The sequence below is a fragment of the Luteimonas sp. BLCC-B24 genome, from assembly GCF_028550595.1.
Taxonomy (GTDB): Bacteria; Pseudomonadota; Gammaproteobacteria; order Xanthomonadales; family Xanthomonadaceae; genus Luteimonas.
The window spans coordinates 1-19,490 of the sequence record NZ_JAQQGN010000004.1; the positions used below are offsets into that span (position 1 = coordinate 1).

Annotated in this window: 18 protein-coding genes; 7 read left to right on the plus strand and 11 right to left on the minus strand. The window is 68.7% G+C overall.

The window, feature by feature from the left end:
- Positions 1–628: 628 nt before the first annotated feature.
- The 7 genes from PQS31_RS09770 to PQS31_RS09800 all read right to left on the minus strand — a co-directional run bounded on the left by PQS31_RS09770 (position 629) and on the right by PQS31_RS09800 (position 7,427).
- Positions 629–1,213: a hypothetical protein gene (locus PQS31_RS09770; protein ID WP_272762533.1), complete on the minus strand. Its 585-nt coding sequence runs from the start codon at positions 1,211–1,213 to the stop codon at positions 629–631.
- 74 nt (positions 1,214–1,287) lie between these two features.
- Positions 1,288–2,208, minus strand: coding sequence for a hypothetical protein (locus tag PQS31_RS09775; RefSeq protein ID WP_272762534.1), 921 nt, complete (start codon positions 2,206–2,208; stop codon positions 1,288–1,290).
- A gap of 44 nt (positions 2,209–2,252) precedes the next feature.
- Positions 2,253–2,606, minus strand: coding sequence for a hypothetical protein (locus PQS31_RS09780; RefSeq protein WP_272762535.1), 354 nt, complete (start codon positions 2,604–2,606; stop codon positions 2,253–2,255).
- Between the two features lie 311 nt (positions 2,607–2,917).
- The gene (locus PQS31_RS09785; RefSeq protein WP_272762536.1) at positions 2,918–4,582 is read right to left on the minus strand and encodes a GH25 family lysozyme; all 1,665 of its coding nucleotides are present in this window, start codon (positions 4,580–4,582) and stop codon (positions 2,918–2,920) included.
- A 32-nt stretch (positions 4,583–4,614) separates the two neighbouring features.
- Positions 4,615–6,123: a hypothetical protein gene (locus PQS31_RS09790; RefSeq protein ID WP_272762537.1), complete on the minus strand. Its 1,509-nt coding sequence runs from the start codon at positions 6,121–6,123 to the stop codon at positions 4,615–4,617.
- A 73-nt stretch (positions 6,124–6,196) separates the two neighbouring features.
- Complete coding sequence (locus PQS31_RS09795; RefSeq protein WP_272762538.1) at positions 6,197–6,685, minus strand: hypothetical protein; 489 nt, start codon at positions 6,683–6,685, stop codon at positions 6,197–6,199.
- Between the two features lie 298 nt (positions 6,686–6,983).
- Entirely contained in the window at positions 6,984–7,427 is a 444-nt protein-coding gene (locus PQS31_RS09800; protein ID WP_272762539.1) for a polymorphic toxin type 47 domain-containing protein, read from the minus strand.
- Between the two features lie 502 nt (positions 7,428–7,929).
- Between PQS31_RS09800 and PQS31_RS09805 the strand changes: the two genes are divergently transcribed.
- Both PQS31_RS09805 and PQS31_RS09810 read left to right on the plus strand, forming a co-directional pair.
- A complete protein-coding gene (locus PQS31_RS09805; RefSeq protein WP_272762540.1) occupies positions 7,930–8,199 on the plus strand; it encodes a hypothetical protein in 270 nt (89 codons plus the stop codon).
- Positions 8,200–8,301: 102 nt separating this feature from the next.
- Complete coding sequence (locus PQS31_RS09810; RefSeq protein WP_272762541.1) at positions 8,302–8,982, plus strand: hypothetical protein; 681 nt, start codon at positions 8,302–8,304, stop codon at positions 8,980–8,982.
- On the opposite strand, the gene PQS31_RS09815 is transcribed toward PQS31_RS09810, so the two are convergent.
- Positions 8,901–9,653: a hypothetical protein gene (locus PQS31_RS09815; RefSeq protein ID WP_272762542.1), complete on the minus strand. Its 753-nt coding sequence runs from the start codon at positions 9,651–9,653 to the stop codon at positions 8,901–8,903. The genes PQS31_RS09810 and PQS31_RS09815 overlap by 82 nt on opposite strands.
- Positions 9,654–9,967: 314 nt before the next feature.
- Here PQS31_RS09815 and PQS31_RS09820 point away from each other — a divergent pair, with 314 nt between their 5' ends.
- The gene (locus PQS31_RS09820; protein WP_272762543.1) at positions 9,968–10,723 is read left to right on the plus strand and encodes a hypothetical protein; all 756 of its coding nucleotides are present in this window, start codon (positions 9,968–9,970) and stop codon (positions 10,721–10,723) included.
- Positions 10,724–10,788: 65 nt separating this feature from the next.
- A complete protein-coding gene (locus PQS31_RS09825) occupies positions 10,789–11,187 on the plus strand; it encodes a hypothetical protein (RefSeq protein ID WP_272762544.1) in 399 nt (132 codons plus the stop codon).
- A gap of 184 nt (positions 11,188–11,371) precedes the next feature.
- Here PQS31_RS09825 and PQS31_RS09830 read toward each other — a convergent pair whose 3' ends face one another.
- Positions 11,372–12,343, minus strand: a complete 972-nt coding sequence (locus PQS31_RS09830) for a DUF3667 domain-containing protein (RefSeq protein WP_272762545.1) — start codon at positions 12,341–12,343, stop codon at positions 11,372–11,374.
- Between the two features lie 333 nt (positions 12,344–12,676).
- On the opposite strand from PQS31_RS09830, the gene PQS31_RS09835 reads away from it, so the two are divergent.
- The 3 genes from PQS31_RS09835 to PQS31_RS09845 all read left to right on the plus strand — a co-directional run bounded on the left by PQS31_RS09835 (position 12,677) and on the right by PQS31_RS09845 (position 16,817).
- Positions 12,677–13,222, plus strand: a complete 546-nt coding sequence (locus PQS31_RS09835) for a TetR/AcrR family transcriptional regulator (protein WP_272762546.1) — start codon at positions 12,677–12,679, stop codon at positions 13,220–13,222.
- A gap of 323 nt (positions 13,223–13,545) precedes the next feature.
- Positions 13,546–14,526 carry an NAD-dependent epimerase/dehydratase family protein gene (locus PQS31_RS09840; RefSeq protein WP_272762547.1) on the plus strand — a complete coding sequence of 327 codons (981 nt, stop codon included), beginning with the start codon at positions 13,546–13,548 and terminating at the stop codon, positions 14,524–14,526.
- Positions 14,527–14,675: 149 nt separating this feature from the next.
- On the plus strand, positions 14,676–16,817 hold the full coding sequence (locus PQS31_RS09845; protein ID WP_272762548.1) for a prolyl oligopeptidase family serine peptidase: 2,142 nt from the start codon (positions 14,676–14,678) through the stop codon (positions 16,815–16,817).
- 355 nt (positions 16,818–17,172) lie between these two features.
- Here PQS31_RS09845 and PQS31_RS09850 read toward each other — a convergent pair whose 3' ends face one another.
- Positions 17,173–18,375 carry an FAD-dependent monooxygenase gene (locus tag PQS31_RS09850; RefSeq protein ID WP_272762549.1) on the minus strand — a complete coding sequence of 401 codons (1,203 nt, stop codon included), beginning with the start codon at positions 18,373–18,375 and terminating at the stop codon, positions 17,173–17,175.
- A gap of 189 nt (positions 18,376–18,564) precedes the next feature.
- Positions 18,565–19,464 (minus strand): LysR family transcriptional regulator, encoded by a 900-nt coding sequence (locus PQS31_RS09855; RefSeq protein WP_272762550.1) that lies wholly within the window; start codon positions 19,462–19,464, stop codon positions 18,565–18,567.
- Positions 19,465–19,490 lie beyond the last annotated feature (26 nt).

Genomic DNA, 19,490 nt, shown 5'->3' on the forward strand with positions numbered 1-19,490 from the left:
CTCTTGCGCATGTCCGTCCTCTCTCGGTGACGGACTCTACCTAGCTTCGAGTGGTACGGCTCAGTGGGGGCAGGTCACAATCGGAGAAGTAGGGATTGCTGTTCCTCTTACGCGGCCACTTGCCGGCGCCATAGGTTGGACAGGCAGCACGGCCGTAGCCGTCTGCGCAGACGAATCCCTGACCTTTATCTCGAGGAGTACGCAGATGGTGACGAACGCGGGCGAGATGTGCCCGATATGCCAAAAGACCTTCAACCCCGGTGACACGGCTCGGCGACACGGAAGCACGTGCGCGGCACGCTTCCACTCCGGTTGCATCGACAGCTGGCTTGCTGGGCAGATCCGCGTGAACCCGGCCGCCCCTGGCGTGCTTCCCGGGTTTTCTCCTGTGACGCATACGATGGAGGCGCCGAACACGAACTGCCCGGCGTGCCAGCAGCCCTGGGCGGGGTTGACCTACGTGGACACCGTTGTTTGAACGGCAACACATCACAACAAGGCCCGCCATTGGCGGGCCTTTTCTTTTGGGGGCGTGAAGTCGGTGGCACGCGATCTGTGTGCGACGGCGGCCGTCAGGCTCTTGTCGAGTCTCTTCGCACGCCGCGCGGGACAGCGTGCGTTCCGTGCGTCAGGGCATGGCCACCCAGGCGGTGGTGCCGGGCGCCTGGTAGTGGGTGATGTGCGCATACGGGATGGACGTGAGGAAGGCCACCTCCGTGAGACCCACGGCGCCGACGCCGGTCAGCGCGATGAGTTGCGACGTGGCCAGGTTTGCACCCTCGAAGACGAGTCGGGTGCCAACCGCTGATGCGAGCACGTCGGAATTGTTGCCCACGGGGATGACCGCGCCCTGTCCGTTGACTTGGTAGTTGAGCGTGAACGTCATGCGGTACACGTAGCTGGTGCCGTAACCGCCAGCGTCCGGGGTGACATCGGTCGAGATGTGCACTGTGTCCTGACTCTTGCCCTTCTTGATCTCCGCCATCAACGCCAGCAGATTGATGCGATTCGCGCTGTTCAGGGCGGTCTGCAGCGGTGTCGTATTCGCCGGCGGAGGCAGCGCAACTGCGGCGTAGGGGCCCGCCTGACCCATGCATCGGTTGACCAGGGCGATTGCGGTGGCTGGTGTGAGGGGCGCCCGGGCGGCGAACCCGTTCGCCGCCTGGATCTGTTCGGGAGTGCGGGTATCGCCTCGATAGAGTTGGATTGGCATTGCGTTTTCCTTGGAGTGGTCTGCATGGCAGCCACTGCGTTGATGGGGGGTATCGGCGCGCGCGTGCCGGCGCGCTAGTAGTAGTTGTTGGCCAGGCGTGCTTCAGAGGCACTTACGGCGGCCTGGTAGGCGTTGCCCCTCGAAGCCAGTGCCTTGATCGACGCGCGCACGATCTGCTGGGTCACCAGGGAGCCCGCCGTGAACGAATGCTCGACGGCGGGTCCAAAGCCGTGCGCCCTCTGCAGAACCACCGGTTTCGTGACATCAAAGCTTGCTTCCTTGAGGCGTTGCTGGATTTTCTTCACCGCCAGGTCGTACGCGCTGTCCTTCTTGGCCCATTCCTCGATGTCGAGCGTGTCCTTCGCCAGGTCCTCCGTCAGGCCGGCCTGCAGCTGCTTCATACGCCTGAGGTTCTGGGCATCGATGAGGGCGTTGCCGAACGCGGACTCGTTCTTGACGTCGTCGATGCTCTGCATGAAACGGTAGTAGATCGCTGTCGCCGTCACGGCCTCGGCGCCGAAGGTGTCCACGTCCTTGATGTTCACCGAGGTGGCATACAGGAACGAGAACAGTCCTGGCGACAGCCGGGTCATGCTGAACGCCAGGCTGGCAGCCGACGTAGACGACGACTTGGCCGCCTCCGCGACCGTGTTGACCACGTCCGAGTAGGCGGCGATGGCCTGTTCGCTCATAGCGGGCGAAGGCGAGGTTGGATCCTGTGCGGCGGCCACCGCCTTGAGCGCTGACGTGACGACCGCCGCGATCTTGTCCAGGCTGAACTCGCTCGTGTACTCGATCTTGGTGTCCGAGTTGAACGAGAGCTCGCGTGCATCGGTGACCTTGGCATCCCTGAGATGGACGCCAATTGCGTCGATGAAGTACTTCCGCGTTTTCTCGTCGTCGTCCTTTAGCAATACCGTCAGTTTGTCGATCTGTGCCTTGGCGGCGACCGTCTTGTCGGCGACGGATTCAACCGAGCCGGATGTGCATGTCATGGTGTCTCTCCTTGTCGGGTCTCGTGGTGGACGGCGGTGTGCCGTTACATCCTGTTGAGTACGCCGATCAGCCGCTGGCTCGCCTCCGCTGCCTGGAAGAGCCGGAAGCCCTGCTGACCCAGGTGCGCGCGGACATCGTTGAAGGCATCGTTGAAAGGCGCCTTTTGCTGGGGGCCGAGCAGCTGGACTTGGACGCCGTTGACCTCCATCCCTGCGACGTTGTCGTAGCCAAACGGCGCGCCGTTGCCGCCATGGACGTCGATCCATGCCTGGATTCCGTTGAAGTACGCGATGTACGGCTGGAGGTATGGCCCTTGGTTCTGCGGGCTGGAACTGGCCCATGTCGCGAGTTGTGGATGCGCCATCTGGGTGGCGAGCTGTGCAGGCGTGAAAGGCATGGCGGTCGTTCTCCGGCGGGTGGCTGAGGTAACAGGGGGGCGTCGGTGCGCTTGACCTGTTCATTGCGAGGCGATCGAGTGCTGCATGCCCACCGTAGGAGCCCAGGCGGTGCTCCGGTAGGGGAACGACGTTCCCCGGTTCTGTGCCGCCGCACGCCGTCAGCGAACGGCCCGCCACGCCGCAGGTAGCGCCGTGAGATGCATCGCCTGGATGCGCGGTGGCAGGGCTCTCGCGGCAACCGCGCAGCAGCCCAGCTGCAATCCGCCCGTGCGGCCGACGTCAGTCAACGTCGATGCGCCGCGAACGGAAGTCAGTGGCGGAGCAAGCGCGCCAGGTCTGCCGGCGTGCCGGGGAAGAGGTCGAGGTCCGCGGCGCTGGGGCTTGCCGGCAGCCGATCAGAGCGCTGCCAGAACGCGAAGGTGGTCCATGCCGGCGGCAGGCGCGGGGCGGGGGCGTCGGTCCAGTCGGCAATCCAGAGCGGGTATTGCGCGAACTGCGGATCGTGCAGGTAGGTGCTGCCCATGCTCCAGTTGGTGTAGAGCAGCGGCATGCAACCCAGGCGGTGCCGTGCGCGCTCGAGCGCGGCCAGCACGATGCGCGCAACGTCTTGTTTGTCGTGGGGCGGGCCGCGCGGAGTGAAACTGAGTTCCTCGAAGTCGATGGCCAGGCAGAGATCCCGGGACGTGGCCGGCCCCAGGGCGTCGACGGCGTTGTCGACCTGGGCGATGGGGTCCTCGTCGAGCCTGAGAAACACGTAGGCGCCCCGATAGATGCCGCGTTCGGCCATCAACTGCCAGTTGCTGTGGAACTCGTGGTCCAGGCGCCGCCCATAGGCCACCCGGACGAAGGCGAAATGCAGATCCGGCACGGCGTCGAACACCGCGCTGGCGCCCCGCGCGCCGTGGCCGGACCACTGGGAGATGTCGGTGCCGAGCAGGGCGGATGGCGCGGGCTGCGGTATGTCTACGGTCGCATCATGCGGGTCCAGGTCATGGTCCTCGCGCAGGGGCGTGGGCCAGGTCTCCGGCATGGCCGGCGGTTGCGCCGATGCAGTGGGGCTTTGGGAGGGCGGGAGGGGGCCGGGATGCGCATCGGCGCTGATGTCCTGCGACACCGCGAGGAACTCGGCGACATCGTCCACATACACGCCGATGCCCACGCCGAACGCCACGCAGAGCTTGCAGGCGACGAGGGCGGCCACCCACCTGGGGCAGCGATGCGCGCGGCGCCGACGCGTCGGGCGCGATGCCGATGCTGAAAACGCACTGCCCGGCCATGCCGCCGCATCCCACGTCGTGTGGGGCAGGGCCTCGTCCACCAGGTCTGGCGATGCCGCATCCGCGTCCGTGGGCTCCGGTGCCCCCTCTGCCTCGACGCGCGTGGGGCGGGTGCGCTCGGACGCGAGCGAATCGCGAAGTGCGGTGGCCCGCGCGTCGGCCCGGATTGCCATTACGCCGCTGGTGAACTGCAGCAGCAGTGCGGAGGCCTCGGGGCCGAAGGGATGCCCGACATACCGCACGTCGCCGCCGGCGCAGCGGATCTCGGTGGGATCCTCGGTGTAGTCGCCCGCCGCATTGAGCACGATGCGCGGCGTGCCGTGCTCCACGGCGACGCGCGGCGTATCGAAGATGTCGCCGATGCAGCGGAAGGCGCCGGGCGTGGCGTGCGCGACAGGGTGCGCGGTGGCGATGCCACAGCGCGCCATGTCGGCGAGCAGCACGGCGGCGGACAGGGTCTCCGCCCCCAGTCTGTCGCGTGTGCCCGCCTGCGCGACCGCGACGTAGAGGTAGGCGGCCCCGGCGTCCGGCTGAAGGATCAGTCCGGTACCGGGGCGCGGCGAGAACCACGCCCGTTGCCATGCTTCACTGAGCGCGATGGGGCCGTCCGCGCAGGCGGCCAGCACGGCGCGCAGCCAGGCGCGATCGGTCTCCGGCAGGCTGGCCAGCGCCCGCACGAATCGGATGGCGGAATGCATGAGGGCGCGGCTCCTTGCGGTCGATGTCGGCGTCAGCCGCCACCGCCGGCGTCAGCAGGCGGCGGATCGGCGTCCTTGCCTCCTGTGCCGGGTGTTGCCGGGCTGGAGTCGTCGATCGAAACCGCCAGGTATTTGCCGGGGTAGTACTTGGCCATCCAGCCCTGCGCCAGCTGCGAGGCGGTGATCCGCTTGAGGTAGTAGGTGATCGGCGCGCCGATCTTGCCGTCCAGGCACTTCTGCACGTAATCGTCCAGCGCATCCATCATGGAATTGATGTCGATGATCTTGTTGGCGCCGTCGTCGATGTCCTTCAGCGCGGAGAGCGCGCTTTCCATCTGTCCTGACTTCATGGCCACCAGGCCTTGCCCTGTGCGCGCGGCAGTGGCGGACGATGCGACGGAATCCCGCTCGGTCTGGGTCACCCCTTGCAGCTTGAGCAGGGCGGTCATCGACGCCGATCCGTCGTTGTCGGCGAATTCGCGCACGCCCATCTTCACCTGGTTGGACTTGATCGACGGGATGGAGCCGATGGTGGTCAGGGTGCAGTGGGAGGTGATGTTCTGCGAGGACAGCAAGGATTTGGCATCGTCACTGAAGGTCCGGCTGATGCCGAAGCCGCCGGACGCGCTCTGGAACCAGCTGCCGACCTTCATCTGTGTCTGCAGCGAGGAGGCGATGCTCGCCATCGCCTCGCTGCTCCGTGTATCGGTGGTGTTGAGGATGTGCACCATGCCGATGAAGCAGGAGCCCATGGTGGCGCCGGAGAGGATCGTGAGTGCCTTTTCGTCCTTGGTTTCGGAGCGTGCGGCGATGTCCTGAATGCTGGCCGGCGAATCGGTCTTGATCATGTCGTCCGGAAAAAAGGCGTTGAACGCCCGGACGCCCTTGTCGACATCGAGAATCAGCGGCGCGAGCAGTACGGCGTCCTTGTGGGTGCAGGTGATGGCGATCACCAGCGTGCCGCTGATGCTGTGGTTCTGGGTCTGGCTGTGCACCTGGCTGGCCGACGAGCGCGAGGCCTGGGATGCGAACGAACTGCCCAGATACCCGACCTGGCCGCTGATGAACTGGGCGACGTCGGAGGCATGACTGCCCGAGTCCTGGGCGTTCTCGTCCCGGCTGAAGTACTGGATGTTCATCCGCAGGCCGTCGGCCGAGAGCGGCATCTGCTTGATCTGGCTGCGGTTGTAGTCGATGGGGGATTCGATGGACTCGCTGATACCCGGAAGCTTCGCGCGCAGCGGTTGTGTGGCCCGGATGGCCTGGATCTTCGCCTTGGCGTAGGCCTCGGCGGCCGCGGACACCGACTGGCCGAACTCGGCGCGTTCGGCGTCCAGTTCCTTCGTGTCGATGCCCATGCCGGCGAGCTCCTGGGACGTCATGTCCAGTGAGCGCTTGGTCGCGAGCAAGGAGTTGAGCGAGTCTTCGGCGGCGTCGGCGGGCGCCTGCGCCGCGGCGATCTGCTCGAGCACTTCGAGTCGCTCTCTGCTGACCACATTGCCGAGGGCAAGGGCGGGGTCGTACGGGATGGTGGATGGCATGGTGGGTCTCCGGATGAAGTGTCGAATGGGTGGGGAGCGAGCGACATGCCGTCGCTTCGATGTGCGTTGGCGTCTAGTTGCGGTAGGCCTTCAGCTGACGCCTGGACACGCCGAAGGTGGCGTGGAGCATTTCGGGGGGCCACTTTCTGGCGACGGCGACACGGATGGCCGCCCGGCGCAGCGACAGGAACAGGCCCCAGGAGCTGGGAATGTCCAACTGGCCGTTCACGTCGGCGATGTCGCGCCAGTGCTGGTAGACCACCGACGGCACGTCCAAGCCGGTCATGTCGAAAAACCGCGCGGCGCGCGTCGGAAGATAGAGGCGCTTGCCGCCGTAGCTGTTGACCAGGTCGATGATCAACTCGAAGCCGCCGATCGCACCGATTTCGGCCAGCGACGCCGGCAACGCCTCGACCACGAACGCCTTGTTCTGCTCGCAGAAGCTCACGCACATGTGCCGCGATTCGCCCTGGAAAATCGACGCGCCGCCGATCAGGCTGATGAAGCACTCGCCCGGCTGCATGCCGGAAACGCGCCACTGCGACGTCCCTGTGTGGTCCATGAAACCCCCTGTGCATCCATGGCAGTTGGTGGTGCCTCACGCTATGGAGGCGTCCAACGCGGGTGTAGGGGATCGGTCTTCCCTAGTGGCAGAAATTTTCGGCTTCTGCGGAATTCTGTGATGGGATCGCGGGTTCCGCGGCACGCTCGGGCCGCGTTCAACGCGCTGCGTCATCACGGCGTCATGGCCCTGGGTGATCGGATCTTCTGTGACGGCAACGCCGGCGAGCAGGCAGAAAAACGGGGGTGCGGATAAGCGCACCCCCGTTCGGGACAGCGTCTTCAGCCCTCGCAGCGAATCAGCTGCGTGACGCCGTCACATACTCGATGAAGATGTGCCCGTTGACGCGCGCGACGGGATCGTACCCGGTGCTCCAATACGAGTAGCCGACGTGCGATCGATCCGGCCCGTTTCCCGTTTGGCCGGGGGGCACGCTGTCCAGATCGACGACCAAGGTCCAGTGTCTCGCGCGGTCGCCGTTGCCGAGCGTCGTCTCGTATCGCCACTCCACAGGCGTGTGGGGGCCGGTGGCACTGACCCCGGTCTGGGTGACTTCGAATTGATCGAGCGACAGACTGTCGATGCCTGCCGCGCGCTTGAGCTTGTCCAAGGCCATTTGCTTGGCTGTGGCTTGCTTCCCTTTTCGGAGGCACTCCGCTTCGGTGCAAGGCGGCGTGTCCTGCAGGTCGACGTCGTGCTCCGACAGTTGGTATTGGCTCGGGCTGTGGCGCAAGGTGGCCATGGGTGTCCTCATGCAGACGCGGCGTCGTTGCCGCAGACGCAACGTAGTCACCCCTCGCATTGCGCTGTATGGGGATTGCCGCCCCTAACGCGGGCCGAAACCTGTGGAGATTGCGCGCGACCTCATCCGGCTCCCGCGCGGGAATGCATATCGCGTCGACGGCGGGGCCGTTCGCTCCATAGCGCGGCACGGAATCGGCCTGAGGCGTTGAGCGTGCGGACGCCCGGACTGCATCTTGACGGAGCGCCTCGCCATCGAGGTCATGGGCCGCTAGCAGCGAGCAGAAGGCACGTGGTTGCCGTCCCTGAAGATAGGCACAGCACACCCTGATCGTTTCAGCATCTAGGGTACGTCCTAGTTGCCTTCCCTATTCGTTTGGAGCAGCACTATTTCCGTGGTCTTCACAGGCCTTCCACGTATTCCAATTCCGCCTGAAGACGCACGGTTCATGCACGGAAAACGCCGCTATATTCCGGACTCCCCCGAAGCAGGAGACCCCGAGATGTCGCTCATCCAACAGCACAAGAAGACGGCACAACTGATCGGCGTGGCGCTCGTCGCCGCCGTGGGCCTGGGTGGCTGCGCCACCTACAAGGAGGACTTCGCCCGCATCGATTCGCGCCTGGATTCGCTCGATTCGCGCGTGCAGGGCGCGGCCCAGAGCGCGGAATCCGCCAACCAGTCCGCCACGCAGGCCAACCAGCGCCTGGACCAGATGGAACGTCGCGTCCAGCAGCTCGAGACGGCGCCGCGTCGTACGCCGCGCGGTTGATCCGAGCGAACCGGGACCCGTCGGCCCTCGGTGGCCACGGGTCCCGGTGTGTCGTCCGTTTGTTCGAGGAGCTTTCCCATCGCCAGGTCCACACACACTGTGATGCGGGTCGTCCACGGCGCCCTGCTGATCGCGCTGGCAAGCACGAGCGTCGGCGTGGCCGTCGCCAAGGAAGACGCCGCTGCGCAACCGGTCGCCTCGGTCGACCAGCTTCCGCGCGGACAGGACGTCTCGGATACGGTCATCGAGCTCGCGGGCTGGGTCATCGCCGCCAATGACAACCACGGGTATCCGTTCGCGGTGATCGACAAGGCCGCCGCGCAGGTGCTGGTGTTCGGCGGCGACGGCAAGCTGCGTGGCGCGGCCCCCGGGCTGTTCGGCTCGGCCGTCGGTGACCACGTCGCGCCCGGCATCGCGGGCTTGGCCCTGCGCGAAATTCCGGGACGGGACCGCACCACACCTGCCGGCCGCTTCGTGGGTGGCTACGGCCCCTCGATCGATGCCGGGCGTGTGCTCTGGGTGGACTACGACTCGGCTGTCTCGCTGCATCCCACGGCGAGCGGCCTTCCGGCCGAGCGACGCGACGAGCGCCTGGCGTCGCCCACGCCGGACGACAACCGCGTCACGCATGGCTGCATCAACGTCTCGCCCGCGTTCTACGAGCAGGTCATCCGCTCGACGTTCGAGAAGGGTGGCGTGTTCTACATCCTGCCGGACAGGGATTCGATTGCCGACACCTTCCCGGAATTCGCGGAAAGCCGAGCGGACAAGAACGCCGGTTGATTCGAGCGACGGTGGCCGGGGACTTCGCGCGGGCGATGTCCGTCGCCACACGGCAGCAGTGCGAGGCAGGGCCGGTCACGACGCCTGTGTGGCTCAGGTGCTGGCTGAAGCGTGACGCCGCCGAAGTTCAAATCCTCGATGTGTCGCCTTCGGGATACCGCCGCGGCTGGATCGCATCCGAACCTGCGGGGCGCCGGGTACTGAAGGTGCCCGCTTTCCGGCAGGGGCACGTTGAGCAATCGCGCACGCACAGGGTCGATCCTGCGCATGAAGACGGTCTCGCCGCCCTGCCACGGGTGCAGGCGCACCACGGCGACACCGTAGTCGCCGTGGATCGGGCCGTCGCCTTCGGGGATGCGGATGCCACAAGCGGACCACAACCGTCGCACGGTGGCCCAATCGCCCAGGGCGGTGGCGGCGATGGCCGCATTCCAGTGCTCGGCTTCCCCGAATTCATCGCACAACTCGATGGCGCGCAGGTTGGCGTGCAGACAGACCGGCCAGTCCAGCATGTACTTGTGGGCCAAACCGCGCATGTAGTGGTAGTAGCGGTTGTCCGGCTCGCGCGGCAGCAGGGCATCGAACGCGCGCGATGCCTCGGCGAGTGCACCGCGATCCATTGCGCCGTACGCGTGGTCGCTCAAGGTCTTGAGGTCGTCTTGGTTGGGCATGTGCGTGCTGCCGGCGAGGGTGGGCGGATAGTGGCGGACGACGTCGCACCCTGGAAAGTGGCAGGGCAATCATGCGTGAGGCCACGCCGGCCTCGGCGGGCGTCACGTGCAGGTGCGCGTCGTCCCGCTAGCGGCCTAGGCATCTGCCTCGCCGGGCTAAGAGCGACCGCCTGGTCATCGCGTCCCTGAGCCGAGCGGCGGAGGGGGAGCCGCTCGACGTCGGGGGTTGTCAGAGCGCTCTCGCTGCCTCCTAAAATGCTGAGCAGGGGGCGCCAATGCGCTTCGGGGGATTACCGATGAGGGGATGGATGACGATGCGGCGCGTCGCTTCGCTTGCGCTGGGCCTCGCGCTGCTCGCAGGCTGCGGCGATGCCGATCCGCCAGGCAACGACGTGGTCGACTACGACGGCGGCGTGCTGCGCGTGGACGGACAGGACTACCGGCCCGAGCCGGACCCGGAAGACAAGATCTATCCGATCCTGCCCGGGCGGGTGGTGGTGCAACCCCGTCGCGTGCCCGGGGCCGAGGCGATGGCGCTGGCCTGGGTGGAGCGCTATGGACTCACCCTCGAAGGGCGAAGCGCGGAGGGGTGGCTGCTGGTGAAGGTGCCCGAAGGCTACGAGCGGCAGTGGGCATCCGCGTTCTCGATGGCGAATCCCGCGAATGTCTCCGCGACGATCGATCTGAAGTTCTCGCCCACGGCGGCGCTGCCGAGCGATGCGCCGGCCACCTCGTCCACCGGCGCGCCCGTGCCTGACGCCGAGCCTTCGGCCGCGGACGTCCGGCGCCTCGCGTTCGAGACCTACCAGCGCCTCGAAGACGCCGGGGGGCTGCCCGTGACGCTCACCGCGACGGACACGCCGGGGCTGATCCGCGCAAAGCTGTTCGACGCGCGCAAGGAATCCTGTCGCCGGCTTCCGCAGACGGCGCCGGGGCACTGGGAATGCACTGCGGACCTGCAGCTGGCCCTGTGCAACGGCGACTGCGATCCCTCGCGGGAGCGTCCGTTGCCCAAGAGCGAGCGGATCTTCATTCGCTGGGACGCGGCGGGCCGCTGGGTGCTCGACTGATGCGGCACGTCCGGGCATCGCGCTTCGCGCGCAACGCAGGGTTCGCATACACGACCGCGGCGTGCGTGATCGTGTGTGGTGCGCTGGCCGCATGCAGCACTGCGAAGGACCCCGACTGCGAGACCGCCGCGCGCGCGTTGTCGGACGCCGCCTACCGCGCGGCGTTGAAGGCCGCGGTCCAGCGCCAGTTCGACGCCGGCGAACTCGGTGCGCTCCACGGCTTCGCCGGGCCGGGGGATCTGCCCGGCAGGTATGCCGTCTCGCTCGCACCCGAGTTCGCCGCGCTCACGTCGCGGCCTGTGCAGGAGCGCGTGCTGTTCGATGCACGCGGAAACATCGAGGCGGTCTTCGTCGGCTGGCCGCCTGGACACGGCGTGGTGATCGACGTGCAGCCGCACGCCTCGCTTCCGGCCGATGTGGAGTACGGCGACGGCGTGTCGCTGGTCTGCCCGGGCGCTCGATAGCCGCAGGCGGCCTGCAAAGCCTCACGCCCCGCGGGGCTGCCGTGGCATCCCCGAGGCACGACGGGCGGGGAGCACGCCGTTGCCGATCGGTGCCGGGCATCAGCAGGATCGCGAAGGACGGTCGAGGCCGCGGCAGACCGTCACCGGATGTATGGGGCGTTGTTGTTCGTGCTGTGCCCGGCGCCTAGGTGACCGCGAACACCGCCACGAACTGCACGGCGCGATACACCGTGTAGTTGGCCGCCAGCAGCACCAGCAGAAGGGCGGCAGCGGCGGCGGCAGCGCGCCACCAGGCGGTGGCGTAGACCGTGCGCAGGGCGACGGTGGTATAGGCCAGCGACAGCGCCAGGACGAGTGCGCGCCAGGTCTGGTCCAGTGCGGCGCTCCAGGCGCCGCCCAGTGCGCGCTCCGCATAGGCGAGCGGGCCGACGACCAGCTGGATCAGCAGCACGTAGAACGTGAACAGGTGCAGGGCGACGACCAGGTGTTCGGCGAAATACAGCGGCCGGCGTCGGAATGCCGCTGCCAGCACCAGCGCGACGAAGGGCACGTGGAGGATGATCAGCACCTTGCTGATCGGCACGGCGCGGGCGTTGTAGGCGCGCGCGTAGTCGGCCACCGTGTAGCCCGTGCGGCCGTCGGTGCGGGCGCGGGCGGCCGCGTCCCGGTTCGCGACGCGCGCCTGCACCCAGCGCGCCGTCACATGGCTGTGCAGCTGGCCGGGCCATTGCTCGATGCGCGCACGCGTGGCAGGTGACAGGCGGTCGGCGTCGTCGCGTGCGGCGAGTGCCAGCGGGCCGGGCACCTGGTCGTCGAAGGGCAGGGTGAAATCACTCAGCGACGGCGCCAGGAAAAACAGCAGATTGGCGATGACGAACAGCGAGATGGGTGGCAACCAGCGTGCACGGCGCCCGGCGATGTAGTCGCTGGACAACCGGCCGGGTCGGAAGAACAGGGCGCGGAAGGTGCGCCAGACGCGGTTGTCGAAATTGGTGAAGGCTCCGAACAGCTGGCCCAGCAGGGGCCCCAGCCGGCGATCGGCATCGAGCAGGCGGCGCTGCCCGCACTCGGCGCAGTACGCGCCTTGCAACGGCGCGCCGCAATTGGGGCAGGGCGCGGCCGCGTCGCCGGTCACGGCGCGGTCGTCGGTTCGCATGGAGACGGCGGCAGGCATCGCATCGACCGGGACAATAGCGAAGAACCGCGTCGGGTTCACTCTGAAGGCGGCGGGCGTGCATGCGTGATCGTTCCGGCGGTCGAGGCGGGGCGCGTTGCACGGCGCGACACGGTCTCGGCTTCGGGCAGCGCATCGGGCGAGCCGCGCCTGCAGTCGCTCGCGACACGCAGCGGCTGCGAGCATTGGCGTCACGCAAGGAAGAGGCCGGTCGACGCCGCGGTCATTCGCGCTGTGGATCGGAATGGGGTGCCGCCCTAACATGACCGGCTATCGATGCCGGCGTCGTGCAGCCGGCCAGTCTCCGAGGACGGGATGGGTACCGACACCGCAATACTGGACGCGGCCTCCGTGCTGCTCGAGGCGCATGGGCCGGCAGGCCTGACGACGCGTGCGGTCTGCGACGCGGCGGGGATCAAGGCCCCGACCCTGTATCACCATTTCGGCGACAAGGACGGCCTGGAGCGGGCGCTGCTGCGCCGGGGCCTCGATGCGTTCATGCGACGCAAGCGCATGCTCCCGGCGTCTGCCGACCCGCTGGATCAGCTTCGCGAGGGTTGGGACGTCGCCGTCGAGTTCGCACTCAAGCATCCCGCGCTGTATGCCCTGTTGGTGCATCACGCGCGCGCGCAGCCCGAGCTGACGGCCGATGCGTATGCGTTGATACAGGCACGGGTCCAGCGGCTGGTCGACATGGGCCGGCTGCACGGCCCCGTGGAGGCGAGCGCCCGCGTCATCTGGGCGGCGTCCCAGGGCGTGTTGTCGCTGGTGGCGCAGGGGCGCCCCCGGAAGGAGGTCGAGGCCGTGAGCGACGTGCTGTTCGACGCCGTTCTCGCACGACTGTCGACGCCGGACGTCTAGCCCGGCGACCTGCCTGACGCGCGAGGCGCGCGAACACACCGCGGTACCGTCGCGCGGGCGCTGGCGTTGCCGCGCGTGGGGCATCGGCGCGTCAGACCTCGCGCGCCTGAATGTGCATCGGCAACAGATGTGACCCGGCCCGGCGCCTCGCTGCGCAGCCATCGCGTTCAACGACCCGTGCGGGAGACGCCGCGCCGCGTCTCGCGCGAGCACGCGTGTGCCGTGCGAACCCTAGCGACGTTCCTGGATGCGCCTCGATACGGACTTGACAAAGTATATCGGTGATATACGTTATACATATCTTCGATACATAGGGGTGTGACATGCGCGCTTCGACGTGTCTTGTGACGGGCGGGTCCGGGTTCGTGGGTGGCCGACTGATCGAGCATCTGGTCGGCCGCGGGTGGACGGTCACCGCCCTGGTGCGCAACGGGGACGCCGCGCGCATCGCACGCGAGCGCGGTGCCCGGCCGGTCGAAGGTGCGTTGACCGATCCGGCCGCACTGCACGCCGCCTGTCGTGACTGTGAGGCGGTGTTCCACGTCGCCGCCCATTTCAAGCTCTGGGGCGATCCGGTCGAGTTCGAACGGACCAACGTCGAAGGCACGGCGCATCTGCTCGAGGCGGCAAGGCAGGCGTCGGTGACGCGATTCGTGCAACTCGGGGCGGCCGCCGTGGTGATGGGTGATATCGAGGCGATGTCGAACGTCGACGAATCACTGCCCCGGCAGCAGCGGCGCTGGGCGCCCTACAGCGCCTCCAAGGCGCGCAGCGAAGCACTGGTGCTGGGTGCCAATCGGCCCGGCATCTTCGAGTCGGTGGTCGTGCGTCCGCCGATGATCTGGGGGGCGGGGATGCCGATGCTGGATCACATGATCGAGACGGTGAGGGCAGGGCGGTTCCGCTGGGTCGGCGATGGCTCGCAGGCCATGTCCACCGCCCATGTGGACAACGTCTGTCATGCGCTCGAAGCGGCCGCCGTGCGGGGCCGCGGCGGCGAGGCCTACTTCATCAGCGATGACGACGACAGCACCGTCAAAGCGGTGGTGTCGGGTCTGCTCCGGACACGCGATGTCGAGCCGCCGCGTGCATCGGTTCCCCTCGGGCTGGCCTGGCTCATGGCCGGGATGATGGAGTGGGCGTGGCGGACCTTCTCGAGGCGCGGCGAGCCGCCGATCACGCGCCAGATGCTGCGGCTGGTCGGCGCGCCCTTCACGGTGGACATTTCCAAGGCGAAACGCGAGCTGGACTACCGGCCCGTCGTCACCCGGGAGCGGGGGCTTGCGCAGATGCGCGGCGGCTGAGCAGGGCGGGCGACCCGTCAGGGGCCCGGTCAGGCGACACGTGGCGGGCGGCGGACGGCGGATGGCCCGGATGGCCGCTCGTCGCGCGGGTTCGCGTTCTCCAAGCCGGCTGTCCTTCGCCATCCCTGCCGCCTGCCTGGAGTGACCCGATGATCTTTGCCCGCGCGTTCCGACCCCTGCTGGTCGGGGTTCTGCTGTCTCCGCTCGGCCTCGCGTCGGCCGCGCCGCCGCCGGCCAAGGTGCAGCCGGTCACCGACGACTACTACGGCACGCAGGTGACCGATCCCTATCGCTGGATGGAGAGCGGTCAGGATCCCGACTGGATGCCCTGGCTGAAGGCGCAGGCCTCGCACACGCAGGCGGTGTTCGCGGCGATGCCGGGCCGCGCTGCCCTGCTGGCGGACGTGGCGCGACGTTCGGGCGAGATGACGTCGCTGGGCCGCGCGGAACTGGCCGGCGGTCGCGTGTTCCACGACGTGCGCGCGGCCGGCGAGCAGGACGTCAAGCTGATGGTGCGCGAGGCGGACGGGCGCACCCGCGTGCTGCTGGATCCGACCACGCTCACGGGCCCGGACGGGGACCAGGTGATCGATCGCTGGACGGCATCGCCCACGGGTCGGCACGTGCTGGTGGCGGTGTCGAAGCGTGGCACCGAGCTGTCCACGCTCCGTGTGGTGGACGTGGAGACCGGCGCGTTGCTGCCGCTGGCCATTCCGCGTGCCTGGATGATGGGCTGGACGCGCGACGGCGACGGCTTCAGCTATCTCGGGATGCAGGGTGAACCGGGCACGCCGTCGTACTACGTGGGCAACGAACCCCGCCTGCATCGCCTGGGCGCGGACGGGGAGGATGTCCTGCTCGCGCGGCGCGGCGAAGGCGGAATCACGGCGCGCGCCGAACAGTTCCTGCCGGTGGCGTTCGACGCGCGCAGCGACACGGCGCTGGCCTACGTGCGTGACGGTCGCAGCGAAATGGCCATCTACCGCGCCGATGCGGACGAGGCGATGACCGGCCGGGCGCACTGGACGCCGGTGGCCGGTTTCGACGATCTGGTGGTGGAGACCGCACTCGACGGCGACACGCTGTATCTGCTTTCGCGCAGCGGCGCTTCCAATGGCCGCGTGCTGCGGACCTCGGCATCGGCGCCCGATCTGAAGACGGCGCAGGCACTGCCGTTGCCGGCGACGTCGGTGATCGAATCCATTCTCGCGATCGATGGCGGCCTGCTGGTGCGCACCCTCGAGGGCCCCGCATCCGGGCTGTGGCGTGTGGACGCCGGCGGCCGCGCCGTGCGGGTGGCGCTGCCGTTCGAAGGGCAGGTGTCGGCGGAGCATGGTGCGTCCGATGCGCCGCAGGCGCTGGTGACGATGACCGGCTGGTTCACGCCCGCCACCGCCTACCGGCTGGACCTGCGCGACGGCGGCCTGCAGGACCTGGCGCTGGTCCCGCCGCCGCCGTTCGACACCGCGGGCTACGACGCGCGCCTGGGGACCGCCGTGGCGCGCGACGGCACACGCGTGCCGTACACGCTGGTGATGAAGACGGGCACCCAGCCCACGGCCGACACGCCCGTGCTGCTGGAAGCCTACGGCGCCTACGGGTACGCCGCGCTGCCGCGCTTCAGTGCGCGCATGCTCGCGTTTCTGGATCGAGGCGGCGTGTACGCGCTCGCCAACGTCCGGGGCGGCGGTGAATTCGGACGCGACTGGCACTACGCGGGCAAGGCGGGCACGAAGGCCAACACCTGGCGCGATGCGATCGATGTGGCGCACCACCTGGCGGCGGCGCAGGTGGGCTCGGCGCGCACCACCACCTTGATCGGCACCTCCGCCGGCGGCGTGATGGTGGGCAACGCGATCAACGAGCGACCGGACCTGTTCGCCGGCGCGATCGCCAACGTGGGCTTCATGAACCCCGTGCGCTACGTGTCCGAGCAGAACTATGCCGACATCGAGGAGTGGGGCGGGCCGATCACGGATGCCGCGTCGTTCCAGACGATGTATGCGCTGGATCCCTATCAGCACATCCGCCCGGGAACACGCTATCCGCCCGTGCTGGTGGTGTCCGGCCTCAACGACCCGCGCGCGGCCACTTTCCACAGTGCCAAGTACGCGGCGCGACTCGCCGCCGCGCAGGGCGGCGAGGCGCCGGTGCTGTTGCGGCTGGATTTCGGCGCCGGCCACGGCATGGGGTCCAGCCGCAGCCAGCTCGACGACGTGTGGACGGACATCTACGCCTTCGCCCTGTCGCAGGGCGGTCGAGCGGAGTTCGCGATGCCGCGAACGCGCTGACGCTTCGACGCATGCGAGCCGCGCCCTGGTGGACGGCGTCGCCGGGCGCACGGCCGTCGAAGCGGGGCCTGTGCACGCGAGGCAGTGCGCGAACGGTCCGCAGCCCACCGGGGGTGTCCGCGCTGCGTCGCCGTGCGTGGGCAGATCCGGTTCGGTGCGCGTGCGAGGCCGGGGCGCCCCTCCGGGATCCAATGCCCGCCCGTCGCCATGTCGGCGGCATCCGATACGTGCGGCCGGCCTGCGCCCGATCGGCCTCCTGCGCAACGGACCGAAGGCGCGATGCAGACACGTCAGGCACGTGCGTGCGCCGGATCCTCCGCTGCGTGCGCCCGTGCCGGGGCGCGGTACTACGGCGTCATCCAGCCCGTGACCCCGTGTCGTAACGCGACAGGTCCGGCGCGTCCAGGGTGCTGTTGGACAGCTTCGCCGTCACCGAGCGCGCGGTCGGCGTGGTGGCCAGCTTGAGCGCCCCGTGCAGCAGCGCCACGCCCGGGCGGCTGTGCGGGTTCATCAGTCGCGGAGCGATCTTCGGCACGCCCTGGCCTTTAGCCACCATCGGGCGCATCGCGGCCTCGTACGCGGCCAGTGCGTCCTGCGGTGACGCGTGCAACGCCAGTTCGCCGGCCAGCACGTAGGCGCCGGTGACGGCGAGGGTGGCGCCGATGCCGCCGAGCGGCGTCACGCACCAGGCGGCATCGCCGGTGAGCACCACGCGGCCGGTGTGCCAGCGCGGCAGCTGCACCTGGCGCAGCACCTCGAAATAGAAATCGTCGGCGTCGTCCATGCCGGCCAGCACGCGTCCGGCTTCCCAACCGGCGTCGGCGAAGCGCGCGTGCAGCCAGCGCTTCTGGCGGGCTTCGCCCCAGTCCTGCTCGCCTTCGGGCGCTTTCTGCAGCGACAGCATCGCGCGCGTGGTGCCATGCCGGTCGGGACGCAGGTGGATGCTGCGCCCCTCGCTGGCGTGGTACCAGCGCCAGCGGCGGTCGTCGTCGGCGGTGCGCGGAATGGTGAAGTAGGCCAGGGTCATGTCCAGCCAGCGCGGGTCGTTCTCGCCCGGAAACAGCCGCTCGCGCGTCTGCGAGCCGACGCCCTCGGCCACGACGACGAGGTCGTAGCGTGCGCGGGCGCCGCTGTCGAAGGTGACGTCGACGCCGTCGCCATCGTCGTCGAGTCCGGCGATGCGGTCGTCGAAGCGGTACCCGGCGCGGTCGCGGGCGGCGTCGTACAGCAGCCGGGCGAGATCACCGCGCAGGATCTCGAGCTCGGCGGTGGGGCCGTCGCCCTCGACGTCGTCGGTCATGATCTCGGCCACGGTTCCGCCGTCGGCATCCACCCAGGCGGTGCCTTCCTCACCGGTGCCAGCGTGGAGCGCAGCCTGTTCGAGATCCAGCCGGCGCAACACCTCGCGCCCCACGTCGCGGATGTCGACGTTCTGGCCGCCATCGCGGAAGGCGGGGGCCCGTTCGACGACGGTGACGGTGAAGCCGGCGCGGGCCAGGGCCAGCGCGGCGGCATTGCCGGCGATGCTGGCGCCGCTGACGAGGATGTGGCGTGGCATGGGAGCTCCGCTGTGACGAGACCGCGCAGCATCGGCGCCGTGCGCGAGTTGCGTCGTGAAGGCGGCGCAGGCGCACCGGTGGTCAGGAGCCGCGGACCGCCGGGCCCGGCGTCGACACTGTGCGTCGCATACCGCAGGTCGCGTGCGAGCAGGCCGGCAGTCGGCTTTGGCCGGCGTCGCGCTCCGCGTTTACGCCGCGGCGCCCACCTCGCGCAGCACGGCGATGAACGCGCGCAGCGGGCCGGGGACCTGGCGATGGCTGGCGTAGTACAGGCACAGGCCCGGCCACGGCGGGCTCCAGTCGACGAGCAGCTGCACGAGGCGGCCGTCGTCGAGGGCCGCGCGGGCGAAACTGTCGGGCACGTACGCGATGCCCAGGCCGTCGATCGCGGCCTCCACCATCAGTTCGCTGTCGTCCAGGCTGAGGCTGCCGGGCACGTCCAGTGCCAGCTGCGCGGCGCCGTTCTCGAACTCCCAGCGATACCGCTTGCCACTGGGCAGGCGCTGGCGGATGCAGCTGTGTTCCATCAGCGCGTGCGGCGTGGCCGGCACCCCGGCGGCCGCCAGATAGGCCGGTGCGGCGACCGCCACGAAGCGCACCTCGGGGCCGAACGGCACGGCGATCATGTCGCGCGGAACGGCTTCGGCCAGGCGCACACCGGCATCGAAGCCCTCGGCGACGATGTCGACCAGGCTGCCCTCGGTGACCAGATCCAGCGCGACGCGCGGATGCCGTTGCCGGTAGACCGGCACCGCGTGCTGCAGCAGCCAGCGGGCGCCGCCACGGTTGGTGTTGATGCGCAGGGTGCCGGCGAGTTCGTCCTCGCCGTGACGGGCGGCGTCCAGCGCCTCGTCCAGTGCCTGCAGCACCGGCGTGAGCCGTTGCAGCAGCTGCGCACCGGCCTCGGTGAGCGCGACGCTGCGCGTGGTCCGGTGCAGCAGGCGCACGCCGAGCCGGCGCTCCAGCCCCTTCACCGCGTGGCTGAGCGAGGAGCGCGATACGCCCAGGGCATCGGCCGCCTTCTGGAAGCTGCGGTGATGGGCGACGCGTGCGAACGCGCGCAGGTCGGGCAGGGAGATATCGGCCATTGGTGAAGATTACGCACGGGCCCATT